The following is a 19788-nucleotide window of genomic DNA, read 5'->3' on the forward strand; positions in this document are numbered from 1 at the left end:
GAACTCCTTATGGGTGTCCAATCCGACAAAAATTATGGTATTGTTTTTCATGGTGCTGGCCTCCGCTTATATGGTATGACACATATATTATGGCTCTGGCTTTGCTAACCCACGATAGGAGGTCAGCACTCTTTTGGGACGTGGGGAGTCATTATGTCTATACGTAAAAGGTAATCTGAATTTTGCTGAACAAGGAAGTAAATAATAGATTGGCGGCCGTAATCATTATTGTGTCTGGTATCGCAGTATTCGCATACGCAGCTTTTCAAATTGATTGGGCTAATATTGAGCCATCTTTCAAAAGCATTTTCTTCCCAGTATTGTTCTTTTTTATAGTTGTTTTATTTGCTTTTAAAGTTGCTAGTAACAAAGATATTGATGTCACTAGTAAAGAGACAGATTCGAAAATAAGCGAAGCCATCGATAGTTTTAATCACAAAACAAGGCATATTCAAAACTTGGTAATAGGTTCAATCGTATTATGCTTATTAGCAATCTGAATCGACCAGCCTTCTTTAGACGCTTAATTGCTTTATAATTATGTGTATTAAGGAGAAAGTATGTCTCAGCGATTTACCGAAGAATTTAAGATCCAAGCAGTTAAGCAAGTTACCGAACATGGCCATTCAGTTTCTAGCGTTTCTGTACGGCTTGGTATAACTGCCAGTTCGCTCTACAACTGGATGAAAGTGCATGGTCCAGATAGTGATGAACACAAAAAACAACTCGACCACGAAAACAAAATTAAGCAGCTAGAAAAAGAGCTTAAGCGTGTCACGATGGAACGCGACATCCTAAAGGAAGCAACCGTATTTTTCGCGGGCGAGTCAAAGAAAAATACGCGTTCGTAAAAAAAAGGCTCAACAATTACCCTGCCAAATTGATGTGTGAGACGCTTTCTATTCAGCGGAGTGGCTTTTATGCTTGGCTGAATCAGCCCAAGTCAAAGCGCCAGATTGAAGATGAACGACTGACAGGGCTTATCAAGCATTCTTGGTTGGAAAGTGGTTGTGTTTACGGCTACCGGAAAGTAACGAGCGATCTGCGTGACTTAGGTGAAACCTGCTGCAAACATCGCGTTGCACGATTGATGAAGCAGGAAGGAATCAGGGCTCAAGTAGGTTACAGAAGGCATAGAGGCCACTATGGCGGCAAACCCGCAATCGTCGCAAGCAACGTATTAGATCGCCAGTTTTCTGTAGCCATGCCAAACCAAACTTTGGTGACTGATATTACTTATATCAGAACTCACGAAGGTTGGCTCTATCTTGCTGTGGTACTGGACTTATATTCTCGTGCCGTAGTTGGTTGGTCTATGAGCTCAAGAATGGAATCCGAGCTTGTTACTCAAGCTCTTCTTGCAGCAGTGTGGCGAAGAAAGCCGCGGAACCAGGTGTTAATACACTCTGATCAAGGCAGTCAGTTTACGGGTTACGAATGGAATGACTTTCTAAGCGCTCACAACCTTAAAGCGAGTATGAGTCGGCGAGGAAATTGCCATGATAACGCAGTAGCGGAGAGCTTCTTTCAGCTTCTCAAGCGTGAGAGAGTAAAGAGGAAAATCTACTCAACAAGAGAGCACGCACGAGCAGATATTTTTGATTACATTGAAATGTTTTATAACTCTAGACGTAAGCATGGGGAAGCTAATAATATGCCTCCACTGGCTTATGAAAAGTTAGAAGAATTCAAACAGAAAAGTGTTTAGTTAAAGCTGGTCGATTCAATCCTTGTGTTGATGACACAAGGATATCGAATAAAGAATGATCAGCCAACTTAGCAAAGTGTTATGTCGGCTTTCGGGTCTTTTGTAATATAAGAAAAGCCAGGCAAATAGGCATGGAAAGCGATGCTCGCGTTATGTCGGTTTTCCTCTTTTAGGTAATGTAAGATATCGAGAAAAATTTTCTTGGATCCTATGAACGGTTTACCCGCAAGGCCAATGTTCTAGTTTTCCAAAAGAGTAGGGCGCAGACACAAAATATTAATGGCCCCGGTTCACATATTGCGAACAAGAGCCATATGCCTTACACTGTTCACATATTGCGAACTAATGGAAGTTTTATGCATGTTATTGCCAGAGGTATATTCGTTGAAGCTATCAAGAAATACCCAAACGATGCCAATGCGATAGAAGATTTTTATCGACTACTTAAGAGTGGGAAGTTTAAAGATCATCACGTACTAAAAAAGGCAGTGCCGTCGCTAGATAACTTTAAGTACAAAGATAAATGGTGGGTAGTTGATTTAGGCGGTAATAACCTAAGACTTATCGCATTCATTGAGTTCCGCCATCAACGTGTTTACGTAAAATACATTGTCGACCATAAAGAGTATGATCGGCTCACAAACCGTTATAGAAGAAAGGAGCTGAAATGAACATACAACACATTACACAGCTTGCGCATGAATTACAGAGTGAGATGCCATTTATCGCTGGTATACATTCACAGGAAGATCATCAAGAGGCACTTTTGCTTATGGATGAACTTATTGAGGACTATGATGCAAACTTGCTTCTTATTGATGTCTTGTGGGCAAAAATTCATGCGTATGAAGAAGAAGCCCCTGAGTTTCATGATTTTAACACTAGTATCGAGTCTAAAGATGCAGGCGCATCCATGTTGCGATTGCTGATGGATCAGCATAACTTAACTATGTCAGATTTTAAAAATGAGATTGGCCCGAAAAGTTCAGTATCTATGATATGTAGCGAGAAGAGGTCACTTACTAAAGAGCATATTGAAAAACTTTCAAGACGTTTCGAAATCAGTCCGTCGTTATTTTTCTGACCAGGCTGTACAGTTAATCTTTAAAGTGTCCAATAAGATCTATTATTGGACATAGTGTATGAGTTAATCTAGTCTTTACTCATAAAGCGTTAAGTCCTATGGCAACTCCAAGATCAATCCCTTTATTCCCAGCATACAACGAGCTTAAAGACTTTGACTGGCGTGATTACCCACAGCTAGATCAGTTTTTCAACGACAACCCTAAGTGGTGCCGTGAACACTGGGATTGGGCGCGAGAGTATTTGATTTTCCTTGGCAGAAACAAATCTGAGCATACTTACATTAGATTCCGTTCTGACATAGAAAAATTTTTGCTGTGGAGTTTTTTGGTGGCAGAAAAGCCTGCTGTCGATTTTAGAAAGAATGACTTACTTGATTATTCAGAGTTCTTCTTTAAGCCACCGCAAACTTGGATAGGTCTAGCCAATGTGGATAAATTTGTACCGTCTGCTGGTCTGTACGAATTTAATAAAAGCTGGAGGCCTTTTAGATATATAGCCGAAGGTAGTGATGCTGATAAAAAGAAATACAGGCCTTCACAGCAATCTATACTTGCCATGTTTTCTGCTATAAGCGGTTTCTACACACACTTAATGGAGAGCGAAATAGCATTAGGAAATCCGGCAGGTCTTGCAAAAAAAGACTGTAAGCGATTAGTTAAGGATGCACAGGTAAAAGAAACAAAGCGGCTAGACCAGGCACAATGGGATTTACTACTAATTACGGCTGAAAAAATGGCTGACGAAGACTCACTCTTTGAGCGGAATATTTTTTTATTGGCTGCAATGAAAACAATGTTTTTGAGAATTTCTGAATTAGCTGAGCGTGACGACTGGATACCTGTTATGAGCCACTTTTGGCAAGACGATAAGAAAAACTGGTGGCTCAAGATATACGGTAAAGGAAAGAAAATTCGCGACATTTCTGTCCCAGATAGCTTCCTGCCTTATTTAGAACGTTATCGGCTATGGCGTGGCTTGCCTGCATTGCCTGGTAGACAGGACAAGCAACCAATTGTGGAGAAAATTCGTGGGGCTGGAGGTATGAGTGGTAGACAACTAGCGCGTCTTGTCCATCAGGTGCTCGATAAAACCTACGAGACTATGAGGTCTCGATCAGGAGAGAAAGCAGCGCAAATTTTCAAAGATGTTTCACCTCACTGGCTGCGTCATACAGGCGCAAGCATGGAGATTGAACGAGGCCGCGCCCTTAAGGATGTTTCGGAAGACCTGGGGCATTCAAGTATGGCTACCACTGACACGGTCTATGTTCAAACAAGCGCCAAAAAACGCGCTGAGAGCGGAAAATCTCGAGAAGTTTGATTTTGGAACCAAAATTCTGAAGCCTAAAGCTTAATAAAACCAATCGGTTAGTCTGTATTTGCCGGTCATTTCACCCGAAAACAAGTTGCACGTTCAACTAAATTACTAAACTCCATGAATCAAGATTCAATCACTTAGATGAATACCTCCAACTAAAGTACTAAACTTTTATCGAAACTACCTTCAGTTTGATTTGTTTCACTTAAATTCAACTAAAATACTAATTTGGGCGACATTAATTCATCCTCGTTTTGTTAGTCGTTATAAAGTCAATTTAATTACTAAGAATCACAAGAGGGAAAGGATATTATCTTCGTTGACATAGCCAATCTTTATTATTCTTAAATGCCTACATCACCTTTTATTGGAAAACCAGTCCTTTAGATTTGGTTGACATTGTTTGTAAATGACTTTTATATATCGGGCAAGGGGTTGACTGAATTTTGTGAATCTTAAGTATTCATCCGTTGTGTTTAATAGACTATTTAGACAAAAGTCAGGGTAGGGAATTTCTTTTCCTTTCTTCAAAAAGCAGCGTTTCGTATAGTAATCGTCTGCGCCTGCAATGATGAGGAAGCAGAAATTTTCAAACTAGCACTTTGTCCCTAAGTAAGACGTTCAGAGGACATTTTTCAAATGAGGATAAAACAGCCGACTTCAGCTCTGACTGAATGCAGGCTTTGAGCACAAAGCTCTACCTTTTGTCTGCTCCGGAAATGTTACAAAGCACACCTCTAAAGCGAATTAGTGAGTAGTTTGTATCAGTTTGAGGTATTGGCACTTATGTCAAACCTGACTGAAAAGCACTAAATTTTAAGGAGTCCCGAAACTAGACATCTTCACTTCAAGACAAGGTTTTCAATTGACAGACCAATTCTTAATGAGTACAGTTCGCGCTTGATCTTAGGTCATGTTTAACGACATGAGTGAAAAACATCGTTCTTTGAACTGTTTTTCAATTTGGGAAGTCGGTGAGTTTAACTATGAACCCGACACTGCCCCCGCAACGGTAAATTGGTTATATCGCTTCGTATACCACTGCAGGTGAATTAAAAGGTTTTGCTCCTTTTAAAACTTGTGGGAAGGTGAAGTGATTAGGTGCGTTTAGCGCCTAGCTGATGAGTCCGGATACCAACCTGATGATCTGTTATACAGGTGTTGCGGAGGGCTTCATCAGGTAATAATGTCTTCCGATCCTATTACTTTTTCCCTTCTCGACTCCGGCTGATACTTATTTCTAGGCGGAGCAAGTTATTGAAAATTCATAGTAAGTCATTACTCTTATTAACCAAATGGGTTGTTGCAATTAGCTTATGGCTAACGATTGCATCGACTGCGAATGCACATTTTCAAATGATCTATACCCCTGACCTATTAAGAAGCAAAGGCGGCATAGTGGAATTGAGAATGCCCTTTACCCACCCAGCAGCCAATGGTTATGTGATGGCTGTTGATAAGCCGCTTGCGTTCTATCACATCAAAAAAGGCAAGAAGAAAGATCTGAGCACAAAGCTGGTAGAAAGTAACTGGGCCAGTGCCGAGAATACGGGCATTTCTTACGAGTCTTCAGTTAAGCTGAAAGGCTTAGGCGATAATATCTTTGTCTTCGAAATGGCGCCATATTTGGAGAAAAGCGAAGATGTTTTTATCCAACAGTTCGCAAAAACCATTATCAATGTAGGCAGCCTGCCAAGCGATTGGGAAAGTGACTTAAACTTGCCAGCTGAAATCGTGCCCCTTACGAAACCCTACGCGATCTATGAGGGCGGAAGCTTCACTGGCATTGTGCGAAGTCACGGAAAGCCCGTACCTTTTGCGGAAATCGAAGTTGAATACATCAACTATTTACCTGAAATGTCAAAGAATGCGTTCTCTAGTGATCCCACGATTCAAGTTCCTGCAGAAGCATTTATTACGATGACAATTTATGCCGATGCTAGCGGAACATTCACGTTTGCGATACCGAAGGCGGGTCAATGGGGTTTTGCTGCGCTGGGCGTAGGGCCACAAAAGAAATTTAAAGGTAAAGAGCTGTCTCAAGACGCTGTCATTTGGGTGCAAGCCCATGAACTTAAGTAGAGGGTGCCAACGTGCATATAGTTGATGGTGCGCTTGCGGCGCCGGTTCTAGCAGCTGGTGTTGTACTTAGTGTAGTGGGGGTGGCGATCGGGTTAAAGAAGCTCGATTACGACCACTTACCTCAAGTCGGCGTACTATCGGCTGCGTTTTTCGTTGCCTCATATATCCATCTCCCACTTGGTTTTTCTAGTGTTCATCTTATTTTAAACGGCTTGATTGGCCTGGCACTTGGCTGGGCGGCTTTTCCCGCGTTGCTTGTTGCCTTGCTGTTGCAAGCTGTTTTCTTTGGCTTTGGCGGCTTCGTTGTCCTCGGTGTCAATACATTTAATATCGCACTACCGGCTGTGCTGATGTACTACGTATGTCATAGAGGGATCTCTGCTCCGAACACAAATTTAGCTGCGATATGGGGCGCGATTGGTGGCGCCGGTGCGATTCTACTAACTACATTGTTAGTTGCGGGCTCCCTGGCATTATCTGGAGAGGCGTTTGTGCTCGCGGCTCAAGCGACCGTATTGGCGCATATACCGATTATGATCCTAGAAGGTTTTGTTACCGGCGCGGCTGTCTTGCTGATTCGACAAGTTAAACCTGAGCTCCTGCGTATATCGGAGGATTGGGATGATACGTAATCTTTGTTTGCTCTTCCTTGTTTTCGTCAGTTCGCAGAGTGTCGCGCATAACGTACTGGGCGGCGTTTATACCATTGGTGTTGATGTTGAGGGCGAAATAGGTTTTTCCAATGGAGAGATGGCACCACTAGGCTCTAAGGTAATGGTTCGTGATCTCCAGGGTCAAGAAATTGTTTTGGTCGAAACGGATGAGGAGGGCTTCTTTACATTCGAAGCGACGAAGCGGATTGATCATCATATTTACGCGAACCTAGGGGCAGGCCACGTGTTTGAAACAGTTTTAAAGGCTGAAGACTTATCGGATACCTTAGGCGAGATTATGGCAGTGGAATCTGCCGACGCTCTGGAAACAAACCTTCGAGGACAGATGTTGGTGGGTAATGACTTACAAGCATTGATCGAAAAGGCTGTCGCAAAACAAATTAAGCCCTTGCGCAAAGAGTTGAATGCCTACAAAGAGAAAGCATCATTTCGGGATGCTTTGGGTGGCATTGGTTACATCTTTGGCTTATGCGGTATCGGTATTTGGCTAACGCAGCGAAATCAATCTACAAAGAATAAGGCGAGTTAAGGTGCCACAGAATCTCGAACACAGCGGCACTTCGTGGAAAGGGCAGAGGCTGAAGCATGAAGATTCGGTGATCGACTCGTTCGATCCTCGAGTCCGAATTATTTGGGTGGCTGTTTTTTCCTGCATTGTTGTGTTGTCGAAAGAACTCAATGTTGTGCTCGTCGAATTGGGTATCGCGTGTGCTCTTGTTTTCTTGGCGAAGTTAAATCTCAAGCGCACGTTTAGACGCGTCCTGGCGATGGATATGTTCATGATATTTCTGATTGTTATGCTGCCATTTACGACGCCTGTCTCTGGGGAAGATGATGTGCTTTTCGAAATATCGGAGTTGACGGCGAGTAAGAATGGATTGGTCCACGCGGTATTGATTGCCGTTAAAGCGAATACCGTTGTTCTGTCTTTACTTGCTGTTGTGGGCACCATGAATGCGACAACGTTCGGGCATGCTTTAGCACGGTTACGTATACCCGATAAGCTCGTTCATTTGCTTCTGTTTACGGTACGTTATCTCGACGTGATTGGTCAGGAATACAAACGCATGAAACGTGCGATGCAGGCGCGGGCATTTGTACTGCGAATGGATACGCACACATGGCGCTCAATTGGCTATTTAGTGGGAATGCTTTTAATCCATGCACTTGAACGTTCAGAGCGAATCATGGAGGCAATGAAGTGTCGTGGTTACAACGGCCGCTTCTATTTGTTGGATGATGATAAGTTAGTCGCACGCGATTACTGCTTGATCATCGTTTGCGTTCCGTTCTTGATTTCTCTAATTCTTATCAACCTGCTTTGAGGCTTTTATGGAAGCGCTAATTGAAACACGAGGCTTAAGCTACCGCTACCCACGAAGAGGGGAAGTATTATCTCATGTCGATTTCTCTCTCTACTCGGGTGATCGGGTTGCGCTCACGGGGCCGAATGGAGCGGGCAAAACGACGTTTCTACATTTACTGGTAGGGCTAAAAAAAGCAAAGTCGGGTGATGTATTTGCTTTTGGCAAGTTTAGAAAGCAAGAGTCTGAATTTGTTGAAGTACGCGCGAAGGCGGGCTTTCTATTTCAAGACCCCGATGATCAACTATTTTGCCCCACTGTATTAGAGGACGTGGCATTTGGCCCGCTAAATCTAGGAAAAACCAGAGAGCGGGCCTTCGAAAAGGCCAAGCAAACACTTAGGTCGCTTGGCATGGCAGGATTTGAGAAGCGAGTTGCGCATCAGCTTTCGGGGGGCGAAAAACGCTTGGTCGCATTGGCATCGGTACTGGCCATGGAGCCAGAAGTGTTGTTGTTAGATGAACCGACAAACGCGCTCGACAACGAAGCTAGACAACGCTTGCTCGACGTCTTGATGTCCTTGCCGCAAGCAATGCTTGTTATCTCACATGATGAAGAGTTTGTTTCTAAAATCGCGACGCGACATATTCGTTTAGAGTCTGCGCGAATGATTGAAATAGAAGCTTGGTCGGAAACTGAGATTGCTTAATGGCTTTTACTTCCGCCCAAGAAAACTTGAGAGACTCTTTTATGAACTATGCGCATCATTCAGATAGATTAGACATGCCTTTTAGTGCAGTGGTCGGCCAAGACTCATTCAAGCTTGCGCTTATTCTCGTGGCTATCAATCCGTCCATCGGCGGTGTCGTTATCACTGGCCCAAGAGGGTCAGCAAAATCCACCCTTGCTAGGGCTTTGGCTAGTCTATTGCCTTACGACGATGCGCGCTTAGGCAGTGACTCACCATCCTTTGTTACTTTGCCTTTAGGGACGAGTGAAGAGATGTTGGTCGGTACACTGAACTTGGAAAAAGTGCTGAGTGACAAGTCCTTAGATTTCCAACCTGGCTTACTAAGTAAAGCCAACGGCGGCGTTCTATACGTCGATGAAGTTAATCTATTGCCTGACAATCTTGTAGATCTGCTTTTGGATGTCGCCGCAAGTGGTGTCAATTACATAGAGCGCGATGGCATCAGCCATCAACACAAGGCGGAGTTTCTATTAATCGGCACGATGAATCCTGATGAAGGAGAATTGCGCCCCCAGTTACACGACCGTTTCGGTTTGGCAGTCGATTTAGCTAACCGCTACTCGGTAGAAGAGCGTGTTGCCATCGTTAAAACGCGCGAAGCATTTGATGCCGATCCAGAAGCATTTACTCTTGCCTATGAAGAAAAGCAAGAAGCACTGATCGCTAAGGTAGTTTCAGCAAGAAAGCGTTTAGAGGGTGTGGCATGCTCTGACTCCATTCGAATTGAAATTGCACAACGTTGTGAAGATGCGTTGGTAGATGGACTAAGAGCAGATATCGTTTGGTATCGAACAGCTCGCGCGCACGCCGCTTGGCAAGGTCGAAAAGAGGTCATCTTGGATGATCTTGATGCGGTTTCAGAGCTGGTTTTGCACCACCGCCGTAGGCACGACGCGCCACCACCAGCTCAAGGTGATTCCGGAAGCGGTAATCCTAACTCCGGCAACGATTCTCCAGAAACCGGATTTAAGCGACCCGATGATTCACATAGACAACCAAACCAGAATGACGCAAAGGGCGATGCCGATACCGGCGAACAAAATAGTACCGACAGTGATTGGGGGAGTATGGACCCAAAATGCATGAACGGTATTGTATCACCGGAGAATGCCATCCCCACAAAATCAAACGCGCGTGCGATAAGCCAACCCTCTGCATTGTTAGACTCGATGTTTGCCAATCAAAAAGGGCGCTCTACCATAGGCCGGCAAACATCGAACAAAGACGGGCGACTTCCTGATTGGTTCGGCACACTGCTAAGTAGTTTTGGCGAGTGGCCGCCTAATAAGCTCAAGATGCGGAAACAAAAATTGGGTCAGTCAGTCTTACATGTTGTTTTGTTTGATACCTCGGGCTCTACTTTACAAGGTGACGTTTTTGCACGTGCAAAAGGTGTTGTTGCTGCGATCGCCAATGAGGCTTACTTAAACAGAGAGCAACTTGCGGTGTTTGGTTTTGGTAACAATCAAGTACTGTCGCTCATGGCGAAAGTGAGAGCGCCCAAACAGATCGAGAACTGGTTGCAGGGGCTCCGAGCGGGCGGTGGAACACCAATCATAGAAGGCGTTAATGAAGCGGCTCGGTATTGCGAAGCGATGAGTCAGAAATTTCCAGGGCTAAACATACGGACGTATATAGTGTCTGATGGTCGGAGCCGAGAAACGCTCAGCCAAATTAGGCTACCCGGTGACTGTGTATGGGTGGATACTGAGCAAGCGACAATACCCCGTGGTCGTGGAAGAGAGTTTGCGCGCAATTTGGGCGCAATCTATATCTCCTTAAAGGATGATCTTTTAAGTAACTCAACAGGAAAAGGTAGCTTGGCATGAAGTCGCATCAAGAGCGCATGGCGCACAAAAAGGCCATTATCGATAAAAAGATTGCCAAGGCAACTGAAGAGCGTGGCGTTCTGATTTTGTTGAAAGGAAATGGCAAAGGCAAAAGTAGCTCCGCCTTTGGCACGATGGCCAGAGCCGTAGGGCATGGTCAGAAAGCCGCGGTCGTTCAGTTTATTAAGGGCCGAAAAGAAACCGGTGAATTCAAACTATTCCGCGACCATGAACGTATCGATTGGCATGTAATGGGGCATGGCTTCACCTGGGAAACCCAAGACAAAGACCAAGATATAGCTGCCGCTCAGAACGCGTGGGAGCTCGCTAAATCGCTGCTAACCGACCCCCAGTACGATATTCTGATTTTTGACGAAATGAGCTACATGTTTAAATACAAATACCTTGAATTGGAACCGGTTCTAGAAGCTCTAAAAAATAGACCTAAACATCAGCATGTCATGATTACGGGGCGAAAGATGCCCGAAGCCTTGGAAGACATCGCCGATACGATCAGCCATATTCAGGATGAGCGTCATGCCTTTCGTCTTGGTGTAAAAGCGCAAGCCGGGATCGAGTTCTAATGAGTGTTCAATCGCCTTCTAAACTCCCTACGGCTTCATGCCCAGCTATGTTCATTGTCGCGCCAAGCTCTGGTGAAGGAAAGACAACAGTAACGGCTGCGATTGCGCGGTCGTATCGAAACAAAGGCAAAAACGTACGGGTATTTAAGACCGGCCCTGATTACCTAGACCCTCAAATTCTGGCGCAAGCTTCTGGTAAGGATGTTGAGCCGCTAGACATGTGGATGGCAGGTGAAGCTTATTGCCAGCAAAAACTGTATGAGGCGGCCGAGGTTTCAGATCTCATTATTATCGAAGGCGCAATGGGCATGTTTGATGGCGAGCCATCAAGTGCTGATCTAGCTGCGCGTTTCAATATACCGGTGGTTATCGTGTTGAACGTGAAAGGCATGGCACAAACGGCGGGTGCCATCGCTACGGGTTTAGCGCGCTATCGTTCAGACATTCATGTGGCTGGCATTATCGCGAACCATTGCAGTACAGCGCGGCACGAAGAGTTGATAAGAGATGCGCTTCCTTCAGATATCCCTTTATTGGCAACGCTAGCGAGAGACGAAGAAGTTACCTTACCAGAACGGCACCTTGGTTTGGTGCAAGCAGATGAAGTGCGTGAAGAGCTTGAAGTACGTTTTGAAAAAGGCGTCTCGTGGATTGGTGAGCAGGCGATTACTCAGTTGCCTGAGCCGGTCGATTTCAAATCCACTTCATTAGCGCGTCCAAGTCGTTTGCTTGAAGGAAAACACATTGCGATTGCTAAGGATGCAGCATTTAGTTTTATTTATGACGCCAATTTGCGGTTGTTAGAGACATTGGGTGCAAGTTACGAATTCTTTTCTCCCATGTCTGATCAACAAGTGCCCGTGGCAGATGCACTTTGGTTGCCTGGTGGATATCCGGAGCTCTATGCGCAAAAACTGAGTCAAAACCGTAGCATGTGCGAGTCCGTTCAAGTATTCCATCGTGCTAATAAACCGGTACTGGCTGAGTGCGGTGGTTTTTTATATTGCCTAGAATCGCTGACTGATCTTGAAGACGCGCGCTATTCTATGGCGGGATTAATGGCGGGCGATGGGGCCATGCGCGGAAAGCGCGGTTGCCAGGGGATGCAGACCGCCGCTTTGCCTGAAGGTGATGTAAGAGCGCATGCGCATCATCGTTCTCGAAGTGCAAATACGCCAGAACCTATTGGCTACGGTAAAAGACAAAGGCATTCGGCGCCGGGTGAAGCAATCTATCGCGAGGGTAGTTTGACGGCTACGTATCTACACTTATTTTTCCCTTCTAATGCAGAAGCCATCGCAGCGTTGTTTTTGGGCGTGACGACATTTTCGGCTACAACAGAAGCTGTTAACCGCACTGAAAATGCGCTTAGTTACAATATGCTCAGCAATAATGAGCAGGCTAGGTAAGCACTATGTGGCCAGAGAGCAGTGAACAAGCAAAACCTTTGCGCAGCGGCTTAACAACCGGCTCTTGCGCGACGGCGTGCTGTGTTGCTGCTGCCCAAGCCTTATTGGCGAACAAACATCCCGATGAGGTTGAGATCACTTTGCCGAAAGGTAAAGTCGTCTCTTTGAAAATCGAAGGGTACGAGTCACTTGAACCTGAAAAGAGTGTACGCACCGCTACCATTAAAGATGCAGGAGATGACCCTGACGCGACTCATGGGGCGCTGGTATTTGTAGAGCTGTACTTAGAGGAAAAACAAGGCGTGCAATTTATCTCAGCGCAAGGCGTGGGAACGGTTACACGAGAAGGTTTGGTGCTTAAGGTCGGCGAACCTGCGATCAATCCCGTACCGCGAGAAATGATGCAGTCACATTTATTGAATGCGGCCAAGGTATACCAATATTCTGGTGGTTTTAAGGTTGCTGTCGGCGTTGAAAACGGTGAAGAAATCGCACTTAAAACCATGAACCCGAGGCTCGGTATTATGGGTGGTTTATCTATTTTGGGAACCACCGGAATAGTTAGGCCGTATTCTTGCGCCGCCTATATTGCATCTATCCATCAAGGTGTAGATGTAGCGGCTGCAAATGGTATCACGCACATTGCGGCTACCACAGGCAGCACCAGCGAAGAAGCGATTAAGACGCGATATGAACTCAACGATATGGGGTTGATTGAAATGGGTGATTTTGTGGGTGCGCTGCTAAAGCACTTGCGAAAAGTACCCACCTCAACATCGCCCATCAAAAAAGTCTCTATTTGTGGTGGGTTCGGAAAAATAAGCAAGCTGGCAAATGGCCACATGGATTTAAATAGCCGTTCTTCGTCCATTGATTTTGAGCAGCTTGCTCGAATCGCGAAAGCGCAGAAGGCAGACCAAAGCGTGCTCGATAAAATCCAAGAAGCGAATACAAGTATGCAGGTATTTCAGATTTGTCGCGATGCCGGGATACTGATTGGCGATGAATTATGTAAAGCAGCACTTAACGAAGCGCGTCGCGTATTGAGAACACTGCCTGATAATACAGTCACCTTGGAGGTGTATTCTGTTGATCGACAAGGCCAATTTATTGGTTTTGCCTCTGAGGAAAGCCCATGAAGATACTCTTGCTGGGCGGAACGGCAGATGCGCGAGTTTTTACGAAGCGCGCCTATGAAAAGGGTTTGTTTAATACTAACGATCATTCGCTTATTTATAGCGTGGCAGGCTTGGTTCGACAACCCGACGTACCCTGCGAAGTCATTTCCGGAGGCTTTACACAGTTCGGTGGTTTAAAGGCATATATTAGATCGGAAGGCATCGGTGCTGTGTTGGATATGACGCATCCATACGCAGCAAAAATGAGTTCAACGGCGATAGATGTATGTAACAGCTTGGCCTTGCCTTATTGGCGATTTTCTCGAGAACCTTGGGTCGCGCAAAAGGGCGATAACTGGATCTCGGTCTCTTCATGGGCTGATGCGGTCACTGAATGTGCCAAATTTAAGAGAATCTTGCTGACTGTCGGGCAGCTGTCTCAAGACGACATGACGCGACTCAGTGATGTTCTAGCGACTCAGGATGAAAGCAAATTAATCTACCGAACCGCCGCGCCATCAAGAGCGTCATTGTCAGGCAGCGTGGAATGGATCAAAGCGATAGGTCCTTTTGATCTTGAGTCAGAGAGAGCCTTATTACAGGTAAATCGAATTGACTGTTTAGTGACTAAAAATAGTGGTGGCGATGCCACGCAAGCGAAATTGGTAGCCGCACGAGAGTTCGGGGTTCAGGTGGTGATGTTGACGCGCCCAAACATATCGCCAGTCAAGCATTTGTTCAGTGACCTTGATGACTGCCTACATCACGTCGAAAGTTCGCTGTCTGATTCTCTCACCCTTGAGGATCAAGATACTGAGCAAAACAATAGCGAAAAAAACGTATAGGAAACCGAGATGCCATTTGATTACGAATTGGACCCGAAAGCGATTGAGCGACAAAGCTTTGAGCTGATTCGCCAGCTAAGCAACTTGAGTTGTTTCGATAAAGAACAACAACAGGTCGTGATGCGTGTCGTACATAGCTTAGGTATGCCCGAGCTGACGGATAAGATTCTGTTTAGCGCAGGTGCTTGCGAAAAAGGCAGAGCGTCCTTGGGTCAGAATAAGCCAATTTTGTGCGATGTGGAGATGGTCAAGCAAGGCGTTACTAAGCGCATGATTGAACGAGAGCCCCTGTGTTTTTTGAACGATAACGACACCATTCAACAGGCTAAACAACTAGGCGAAACAAGGTCGATGGCTGCCTTAAGTTCTTGGACACCCTTCTTGAAAGACAGCGTTGTATTGATAGGGAATGCTCCAACGGCCTTGTTCAGATTACTTGAAATGTTGGAACAAGGCGCAGACAAACCGGCGCTTATCATCGGCATGCCAGTCGGCTTTGTCGGCGCAGCAGAATCTAAAGAAGCGCTTTGGGAAGAACACAAAAAATTAGGCGTGGAGTGTATAACCTTGGCTGGCCGCCAAGGTGGCAGTGCAGTTACCGCCGCGGCTTGTAATGCGCTTTTACGCTGTAATCGCGGGGAGTGGTATTAATGCCCTTACATGTAATTGGCCTTGGCGTTTCGGAGCAAGCGAACTTGGACGAAGTCGCCTTGAGTGCTTTGCAGTCAGCAGATCGTATTATTGGTTCCCAGAGACAGTTAGAGACGGTTCGCTGGTGGATTTCAGAAAGGCAGGTGACTGAGCAGCTTCCTAAGCTCTCTATTTTAAAAGGGCAATTGGCGAGCTATCTGGACGAAGGTGAAACAGTTGCCTTGCTAGCCTCAGGTGATCCGCTATTTTTTGGTATCGGAAAATGGGTACGGCAGAGCTTTTCGGATTTGAGGCAAGATCAACTTTGTTTTCATGCGGGCGTGTCCAGCATTCAAGCCGCTTGCCATCGACTCGGCTGGTCCTTACAAGATGTTGAGGTTATTTCACTGCATGGTCGTCCATTACAATCTTTGACCACTCAGCTCAAACCGCATACATGCTATGTATTGCTCACTGATCAAAATAGTTCTGCGCATGCAATTGCTAAAGAATGCCAACGCCGTGGCTTTGAAATGGCAGCGCTGACGGTCTGCGAAAAGCTTGGTTATTCAGACGAACGGGTACGTCTATTATCAATTGATGAACTCATTGATGGAGAGGCACAAAGCCAACGTTTTGATCCCTTAAATGTCGTGTGTTTACAGACACTTGAATCGACGCAATATACGCCGACATTTCCGGGAATTCCGGATGAGCAGTTTGTGACGGACAAAGCACCCGGTAAAGGCATGATTACCAAGCGTGAAGTTCGCTTAGCGATATTGTCTTTGTTAGAACCGACAACAGACGATTGCATTTGGGATGTTGGGGCAGGTTGCGGTGGTGTTGCCACAGAGCTAGCGTTGTGGGGTAAAGGTGCCCAGGTTCATGCAATCGAGCATCATCCGGAGAGGTTAGACTGCTTGAAGGCGAATCAGCACCGTTTCGCAGTTGAACCAAACTTGTCAATTGTTGAGGGCAGTGCACCTGATATTTGTTCAACTTTGCCCGCGGCTAACAAGGTTTTTGTGGGCGGAAGCGGCGGTCAGTTATTAGACATTCTAAATCTAGCCTGGGAGCAACTACCAGAGCGTGGGATGGTCGTCGCCAGTGCCGTGACCGAACAAACGCGCCAACAACTTTATCAGTTTTACCAATCTCGGTTCAGCGATGAAACAAGCCATGTCGAAACATTTGAGCTGGCCGTTAGTCGCGGCGAAACGCTGGCGGGTGAGTTGTATTACAAACCACAACTACCCGTCACACTTTATAAGTTTGTGAAAGTAGAAAAGACAGCAACGAATGAGGCCTTGGATCATGTCTAACCAGCAGCAGGTCAATCAGAATAAGCTCGGCGCCTTTTATGGTGTTGGCGTTGGGCCGGGTGATCCTGACTTACTAACGATGAAGGCATTCAAAGTAATCCAGAACGCGCCAGTGATCAGCTATCTCAGTGGTGAAACCGGTAGCTCACAAGCGAAAATGATTGCAAGAAACGCGCTGACAGAACGTGAAGAGAGAGCGGCGGATCAGGGTCTTAATGTTCTTGAGGATGTCGTGATCGAGATGCCGATGTCGAAGGATCGTACCTTAGCGAATCACGCTTACGACAGTGGCGCTGTTCGGATAAAAGCGGCGCTTGATGCGGGGCAGGATGTGGCGTTTTTGTGTGAAGGCGACCCCTTATTTTTCGGCTCGTTTGCCTACTTACTTGAGCGGCTTCAGGATGACTACCCCTGTCAGGTGATCCCAGGTATTTCGTCTGTGAATGCTGCTGCCAGCGCGATGATGCAACCGCTTACAATGTTAAAAGAATCGTTTGTTGTGGTCAGTGGCCGTCATCAGGATTCGCAAATAGAGCGAGCCCTTAGCGAGCACGATAGTGTGGTGATCATGAAAGCAGGGCAGGCCCGCCCAAGAATATTGGCATTGCTTGAGCGAACGGGAAGATTAGCCGACGCCACGTATCTTGAATATATCGGCCGAGATAATCAGAAGATTGTGAGCGATATAACTCAATTATCTCCAGAGCAAGGGCCGTATTTTTCTTTGTTTGTGGTTTTACCATCGGCAGATCGTAGCTCAGAGGAGAGAAGTCGTGATTAGAATTTTCGCGTTAACCGAAGCCGGGCGCTGTTTGGCAGAACGCTTAGCAAGCGCAATTAGAACCGATTCAACTGCGCTTACGAATGAAGTCGAGGTGTCGTTTAAACCGCAACCCTTTGCGCAAACGGTGCAAGACTCATTTCGCGCCGGCGAACGACAGATTTTAATCTGTGCCACAGGCATTGTCATGCGAACACTCGCGCCGGTAATGGTGAACAAACATGAAGACCCGCCCGTCCTCGTTCTGGATGAACGTGGCGAATTTGTTATTCCCTTGCTGTCCGGGCATGAAGGTGGCGCGAATGAGTTTGGGCGAATTATTTCGGAAGTACTCAGTGCAAGCTTGGTCTTAACGACGGCGGATCCGTATTTGAAACCAATCTACATCGTGGGCATGGGCTGCGAGCGGCATTGCCCTGAGTCAGAACTTCGTGCCTTGCTAGAACAATGCCTTGTGGAAAAGGGTTTAGAGCTTTCACAGATTAGCGGCATCGCAAGCATTGATATTAAGGCGGACGAACAAGGGTTAATCGATTTGGCGGCATCCCTGGCTTTACCGTATCTCACATGGGACAAAGATCAGTTGGCGACGGTTGAGTCTCAGCTGAGCGTAAAGTCAGATTATATATTCGACACAGTTGGCGTGTATGGGGTCGCTGAATCGGCGGCATTGTATTCGGCACAAAAGACGACGTCTGCGCCAGCGGAGTTGGTTTTATCGAAACAAAAGACAAAGAAAGCCACGTGCGCGATTGCACGGAGCTTTACTAAGACAGCGTCAGATAAGTAATAGTGCTTAGGTCGTATTGGAAAAATAGTTCATTTGAATTAAGAGCAGGAAACAAAATTAGCATGAGTCAGTTATTTGTAGTGGGCACCGGTCCTGGTGATAGATCTCTTGTGGCGCCGAAAGCGCTTAGCGCCATTGGAGCCAGTTCAGATTTGGTCGCGTACGGTTTGTATCTCGACTTGTTAGGTGATGTGTGTGATGGAAAAACACATCACGAGTTACCTTTGGGGGAAGAGATCGGGCGAGCTAAACTCGCCTTAGATCTCGCGGCTAGCGGTAAAACAACCGCCTTGGTTTCGAGTGGCGACATCGGCATTTATGCGATGGCAACGTTGGTGTTTGAATTGTTGGATCAACAACTCTTAAAGCAAGCGCAAGGCGAGGCCTTAGATCATCCAGAATGGCTAGATGTTGAGATAGACGTTGTCCCTGGAATCTCTGCCATGCAAGCGGGCGCAAGCCGTGTCGGCGCCATGCTCGGTCATGATTTTTGTACCGTATCGTTATCTGATTTGCTAACGCCTTGGGAGACGATCGAAAAGCGTATTCATAGCGCTGGCCAAGGTGACTTTGTTATCTCGTTCTATAACCCCGTATCTAAAAAGCGTGATTGGCAGTTGAACCATGCGCGAGACGTTTTGCTCCAGTACCGACCGGCTTCGACGCCCGTTTTGTTGGGGCGCCAATTAACCCGTGAAGACGAGTCCATCACCATTACCACCCTAGATAAGTTAGATGCCAAAGACGTTGATATGTTCACGCTTGTGAGCGTTGGAAACAGCGAATCTCGACATATCGTCAATGGCAAAAAAGAATGGGTTTACACGCCAAGAGGCTATAAGAAAAAACTATGACAGTCTATTTTATTGGAGCCGGTCCGGGTGACCCAGAGCTCATGACCCTAAAAGGCCAGCGTATACTTGAGCGTTGTCCTGTTGTTTTGTACGCCGGTTCATTGATACCCAGAGAGGTCTTGGATTCAGTTGAAGATAAAGCAGAGTTGATTGTCGATACCGCCTCTATCGACTTAGAAGAAATTAGCCAGCACATTGAGAAAGCCCACCAAGAAGGTAAAGACGTTGCGCGGCTTCAATGTGGTGACCCTTCACTTTATGGTGCGATTGGTGAGCAAATTAGACGGCTAGAGCAAGCTGGTATTGATTATGAAATCATACCGGGTGTCAGTGCTGTTGCTGCGTCTGCCGCGTATTTAGGTAAAGAGTTGACCTTGTCTGGCGTTTCTCAAACGCTAATTATGACGCGCTATGAAGGCAAAACTCCGTTTCCTGAGCGAGAGCGGCTTCCGCAGCTGGCACAAAGCGGCGCGACCCTCGCGATCCATCTTGGCGTCACCCGCATCCATAAAATTGTTGGAGAGCTGATTCCGCATTATGGCGAAGACTGCCCTGCAGCTGTGTGTTACAGAACCAGTTGGCCCGATGAAGACAAAGTCACAGGAACATTAAAAGATATCGTCGAAAAAGTACGCGAAAAGAAATTTACTCGAACATCTTTGATCCTGGTCGGTCATGTGTTGGATACCGACGATTTTGCC

At 46.1% G+C, this 19788-nt stretch carries 21 protein-coding genes and 1 riboswitch; all 21 genes read left to right on the top strand.

Features of this window, described 5'->3' with window-relative positions:
• Positions 1–209: 209 nt before the first annotated feature.
• Positions 210–500: a hypothetical protein gene (locus A3766_RS02755; RefSeq protein WP_068552748.1), complete on the top strand. Its 291-nt coding sequence runs from the start codon at positions 210–212 to the stop codon at positions 498–500.
• A gap of 60 nt (positions 501–560) precedes the next feature.
• Positions 561–1708 (top strand): IS3 family transposase gene (locus A3766_RS02765; RefSeq protein WP_156495034.1). Its coding sequence is split into 2 segments (ribosomal slippage): positions 561–804 and positions 804–1708, totalling 1149 coding nucleotides; the frame shifts between segments, so codons are not numbered across the junction.
• A 356-nt stretch (positions 1709–2064) separates the two neighbouring features.
• Complete coding sequence (locus tag A3766_RS02770) at positions 2065–2379, top strand: type II toxin-antitoxin system HigB family toxin (RefSeq protein ID WP_068510549.1); 315 nt, start codon at positions 2065–2067, stop codon at positions 2377–2379.
• Complete coding sequence (locus A3766_RS02775; RefSeq protein WP_068510548.1) at positions 2376–2792, top strand: type II toxin-antitoxin system HigA family antitoxin; 417 nt, start codon at positions 2376–2378, stop codon at positions 2790–2792. Before A3766_RS02770 ends, A3766_RS02775 begins: the two co-directional genes overlap by 4 nt.
• Positions 2793–2890: 98 nt before the next feature.
• The gene (locus A3766_RS02780) at positions 2891–4114 is read left to right on the top strand and encodes a tyrosine-type recombinase/integrase (protein ID WP_068510546.1); all 1224 of its coding nucleotides are present in this window, start codon (positions 2891–2893) and stop codon (positions 4112–4114) included.
• Positions 4115–5021: 907 nt separating this feature from the next.
• Positions 5022–5269, top strand: a riboswitch (cobalamin riboswitch).
• 99 nt (positions 5270–5368) lie between these two features.
• Positions 5369–6193, top strand: a complete 825-nt coding sequence (locus A3766_RS02785) for a DUF4198 domain-containing protein (RefSeq protein WP_231872158.1) — start codon at positions 5369–5371, stop codon at positions 6191–6193.
• A gap of 11 nt (positions 6194–6204) precedes the next feature.
• Positions 6205–6825, top strand: a complete 621-nt coding sequence (gene cbiM / locus A3766_RS02790) for a cobalt transporter CbiM (RefSeq protein WP_068510544.1) — start codon at positions 6205–6207, stop codon at positions 6823–6825.
• A complete protein-coding gene (locus A3766_RS02795) occupies positions 6815–7396 on the top strand; it encodes a hypothetical protein (RefSeq protein ID WP_082885988.1) in 582 nt (193 codons plus the stop codon). Before cbiM ends, A3766_RS02795 begins: the two co-directional genes overlap by 11 nt.
• A 1-nt stretch (position 7397) precedes the next feature.
• The gene (gene cbiQ / locus A3766_RS02800) at positions 7398–8192 is read left to right on the top strand and encodes a cobalt ECF transporter T component CbiQ (RefSeq protein WP_068509169.1); all 795 of its coding nucleotides are present in this window, start codon (positions 7398–7400) and stop codon (positions 8190–8192) included.
• Positions 8193–8199: 7 nt separating this feature from the next.
• Positions 8200–8880 carry an energy-coupling factor ABC transporter ATP-binding protein gene (locus A3766_RS02805; RefSeq protein WP_068509167.1) on the top strand — a complete coding sequence of 227 codons (681 nt, stop codon included), beginning with the start codon at positions 8200–8202 and terminating at the stop codon, positions 8878–8880.
• Positions 8880–10751 carry an AAA family ATPase gene (locus A3766_RS02810; protein ID WP_231872159.1) on the top strand — a complete coding sequence of 624 codons (1872 nt, stop codon included), beginning with the start codon at positions 8880–8882 and terminating at the stop codon, positions 10749–10751. Before A3766_RS02805 ends, A3766_RS02810 begins: the two co-directional genes overlap by 1 nt.
• Positions 10748–11335, top strand: a complete 588-nt coding sequence (gene cobO, locus A3766_RS02815) for a cob(I)yrinic acid a,c-diamide adenosyltransferase (protein WP_068509165.1) — start codon at positions 10748–10750, stop codon at positions 11333–11335. The genes A3766_RS02810 and cobO overlap by 4 nt, the downstream gene beginning before the upstream one ends.
• Entirely contained in the window at positions 11335–12744 is a 1410-nt protein-coding gene (locus A3766_RS02820; protein ID WP_068509163.1) for a cobyrinate a,c-diamide synthase, read from the top strand. Before cobO ends, A3766_RS02820 begins: the two co-directional genes overlap by 1 nt.
• A gap of 5 nt (positions 12745–12749) precedes the next feature.
• The gene (locus A3766_RS02825) at positions 12750–13883 is read left to right on the top strand and encodes a cobalt-precorrin-5B (C(1))-methyltransferase (protein ID WP_068553736.1); all 1134 of its coding nucleotides are present in this window, start codon (positions 12750–12752) and stop codon (positions 13881–13883) included.
• Positions 13880–14707, top strand: coding sequence for a precorrin-6A reductase (gene cobK, locus A3766_RS02830; protein ID WP_068511645.1), 828 nt, complete (start codon positions 13880–13882; stop codon positions 14705–14707). Before A3766_RS02825 ends, cobK begins: the two co-directional genes overlap by 4 nt.
• Positions 14708–14716: 9 nt before the next feature.
• Positions 14717–15358 carry a precorrin-8X methylmutase gene (locus A3766_RS02835; RefSeq protein WP_068511648.1) on the top strand — a complete coding sequence of 214 codons (642 nt, stop codon included), beginning with the start codon at positions 14717–14719 and terminating at the stop codon, positions 15356–15358.
• Positions 15358–16662, top strand: a complete 1305-nt coding sequence (gene cbiE / locus A3766_RS02840; RefSeq protein ID WP_068511651.1) for a precorrin-6y C5,15-methyltransferase (decarboxylating) subunit CbiE — start codon at positions 15358–15360, stop codon at positions 16660–16662. The genes A3766_RS02835 and cbiE overlap by 1 nt, the downstream gene beginning before the upstream one ends.
• On the top strand, positions 16655–17443 hold the full coding sequence (cobI, locus tag A3766_RS02845; RefSeq protein ID WP_068511653.1) for a precorrin-2 C(20)-methyltransferase: 789 nt from the start codon (positions 16655–16657) through the stop codon (positions 17441–17443). Before cbiE ends, cobI begins: the two co-directional genes overlap by 8 nt.
• The gene (locus tag A3766_RS02850; protein WP_068511655.1) at positions 17436–18233 is read left to right on the top strand and encodes a cobalamin biosynthesis protein; all 798 of its coding nucleotides are present in this window, start codon (positions 17436–17438) and stop codon (positions 18231–18233) included. The genes cobI and A3766_RS02850 overlap by 8 nt, the downstream gene beginning before the upstream one ends.
• Positions 18234–18295: 62 nt before the next feature.
• Positions 18296–19087 carry a precorrin-3B C(17)-methyltransferase gene (cobJ, locus tag A3766_RS02855; protein WP_068553735.1) on the top strand — a complete coding sequence of 264 codons (792 nt, stop codon included), beginning with the start codon at positions 18296–18298 and terminating at the stop codon, positions 19085–19087.
• On the top strand, positions 19084–19788 hold a 705-nt coding region (gene cobM / locus A3766_RS02860), incomplete at its 3' end, for a precorrin-4 C(11)-methyltransferase (protein WP_068641624.1). The genes cobJ and cobM, both read left to right, overlap by 4 nt.

The sequence above is a fragment of the Oleiphilus sp. HI0132 genome (assembly GCF_001635845.1).

Coding starts and splice junctions, on each gene's coding strand:
- A3766_RS02795 (WP_082885988.1), top strand. CDS start 6,815: ATGATACGTAATCTTTGTTTGCTCTTCCTTGTTTTCGTCAGTTCGCAG.
- cobJ (WP_068553735.1), top strand. CDS start 18,296: ATGAGTCAGTTATTTGTAGTGGGCACCGGTCCTGGTGATAGATCTCTT.
- A3766_RS02820 (WP_068509163.1), top strand. CDS start 11,335: ATGAGTGTTCAATCGCCTTCTAAACTCCCTACGGCTTCATGCCCAGCT.
- A3766_RS02780 (WP_068510546.1), top strand. CDS start 2,891: ATGGCAACTCCAAGATCAATCCCTTTATTCCCAGCATACAACGAGCTT.
- A3766_RS02775 (WP_068510548.1), top strand. CDS start 2,376: ATGAACATACAACACATTACACAGCTTGCGCATGAATTACAGAGTGAG.
- A3766_RS02770 (WP_068510549.1), top strand. CDS start 2,065: ATGCATGTTATTGCCAGAGGTATATTCGTTGAAGCTATCAAGAAATAC.
- cbiE (WP_068511651.1), top strand. CDS start 15,358: ATGCCCTTACATGTAATTGGCCTTGGCGTTTCGGAGCAAGCGAACTTG.
- A3766_RS02810 (WP_231872159.1), top strand. CDS start 8,880: ATGGCTTTTACTTCCGCCCAAGAAAACTTGAGAGACTCTTTTATGAAC.
- A3766_RS02825 (WP_068553736.1), top strand. CDS start 12,750: ATGTGGCCAGAGAGCAGTGAACAAGCAAAACCTTTGCGCAGCGGCTTA.
- A3766_RS02805 (WP_068509167.1), top strand. CDS start 8,200: ATGGAAGCGCTAATTGAAACACGAGGCTTAAGCTACCGCTACCCACGA.
- cobK (WP_068511645.1), top strand. CDS start 13,880: ATGAAGATACTCTTGCTGGGCGGAACGGCAGATGCGCGAGTTTTTACG.
- cobO (WP_068509165.1), top strand. CDS start 10,748: ATGAAGTCGCATCAAGAGCGCATGGCGCACAAAAAGGCCATTATCGAT.
- A3766_RS02835 (WP_068511648.1), top strand. CDS start 14,717: ATGCCATTTGATTACGAATTGGACCCGAAAGCGATTGAGCGACAAAGC.
- cobI (WP_068511653.1), top strand. CDS start 16,655: ATGTCTAACCAGCAGCAGGTCAATCAGAATAAGCTCGGCGCCTTTTAT.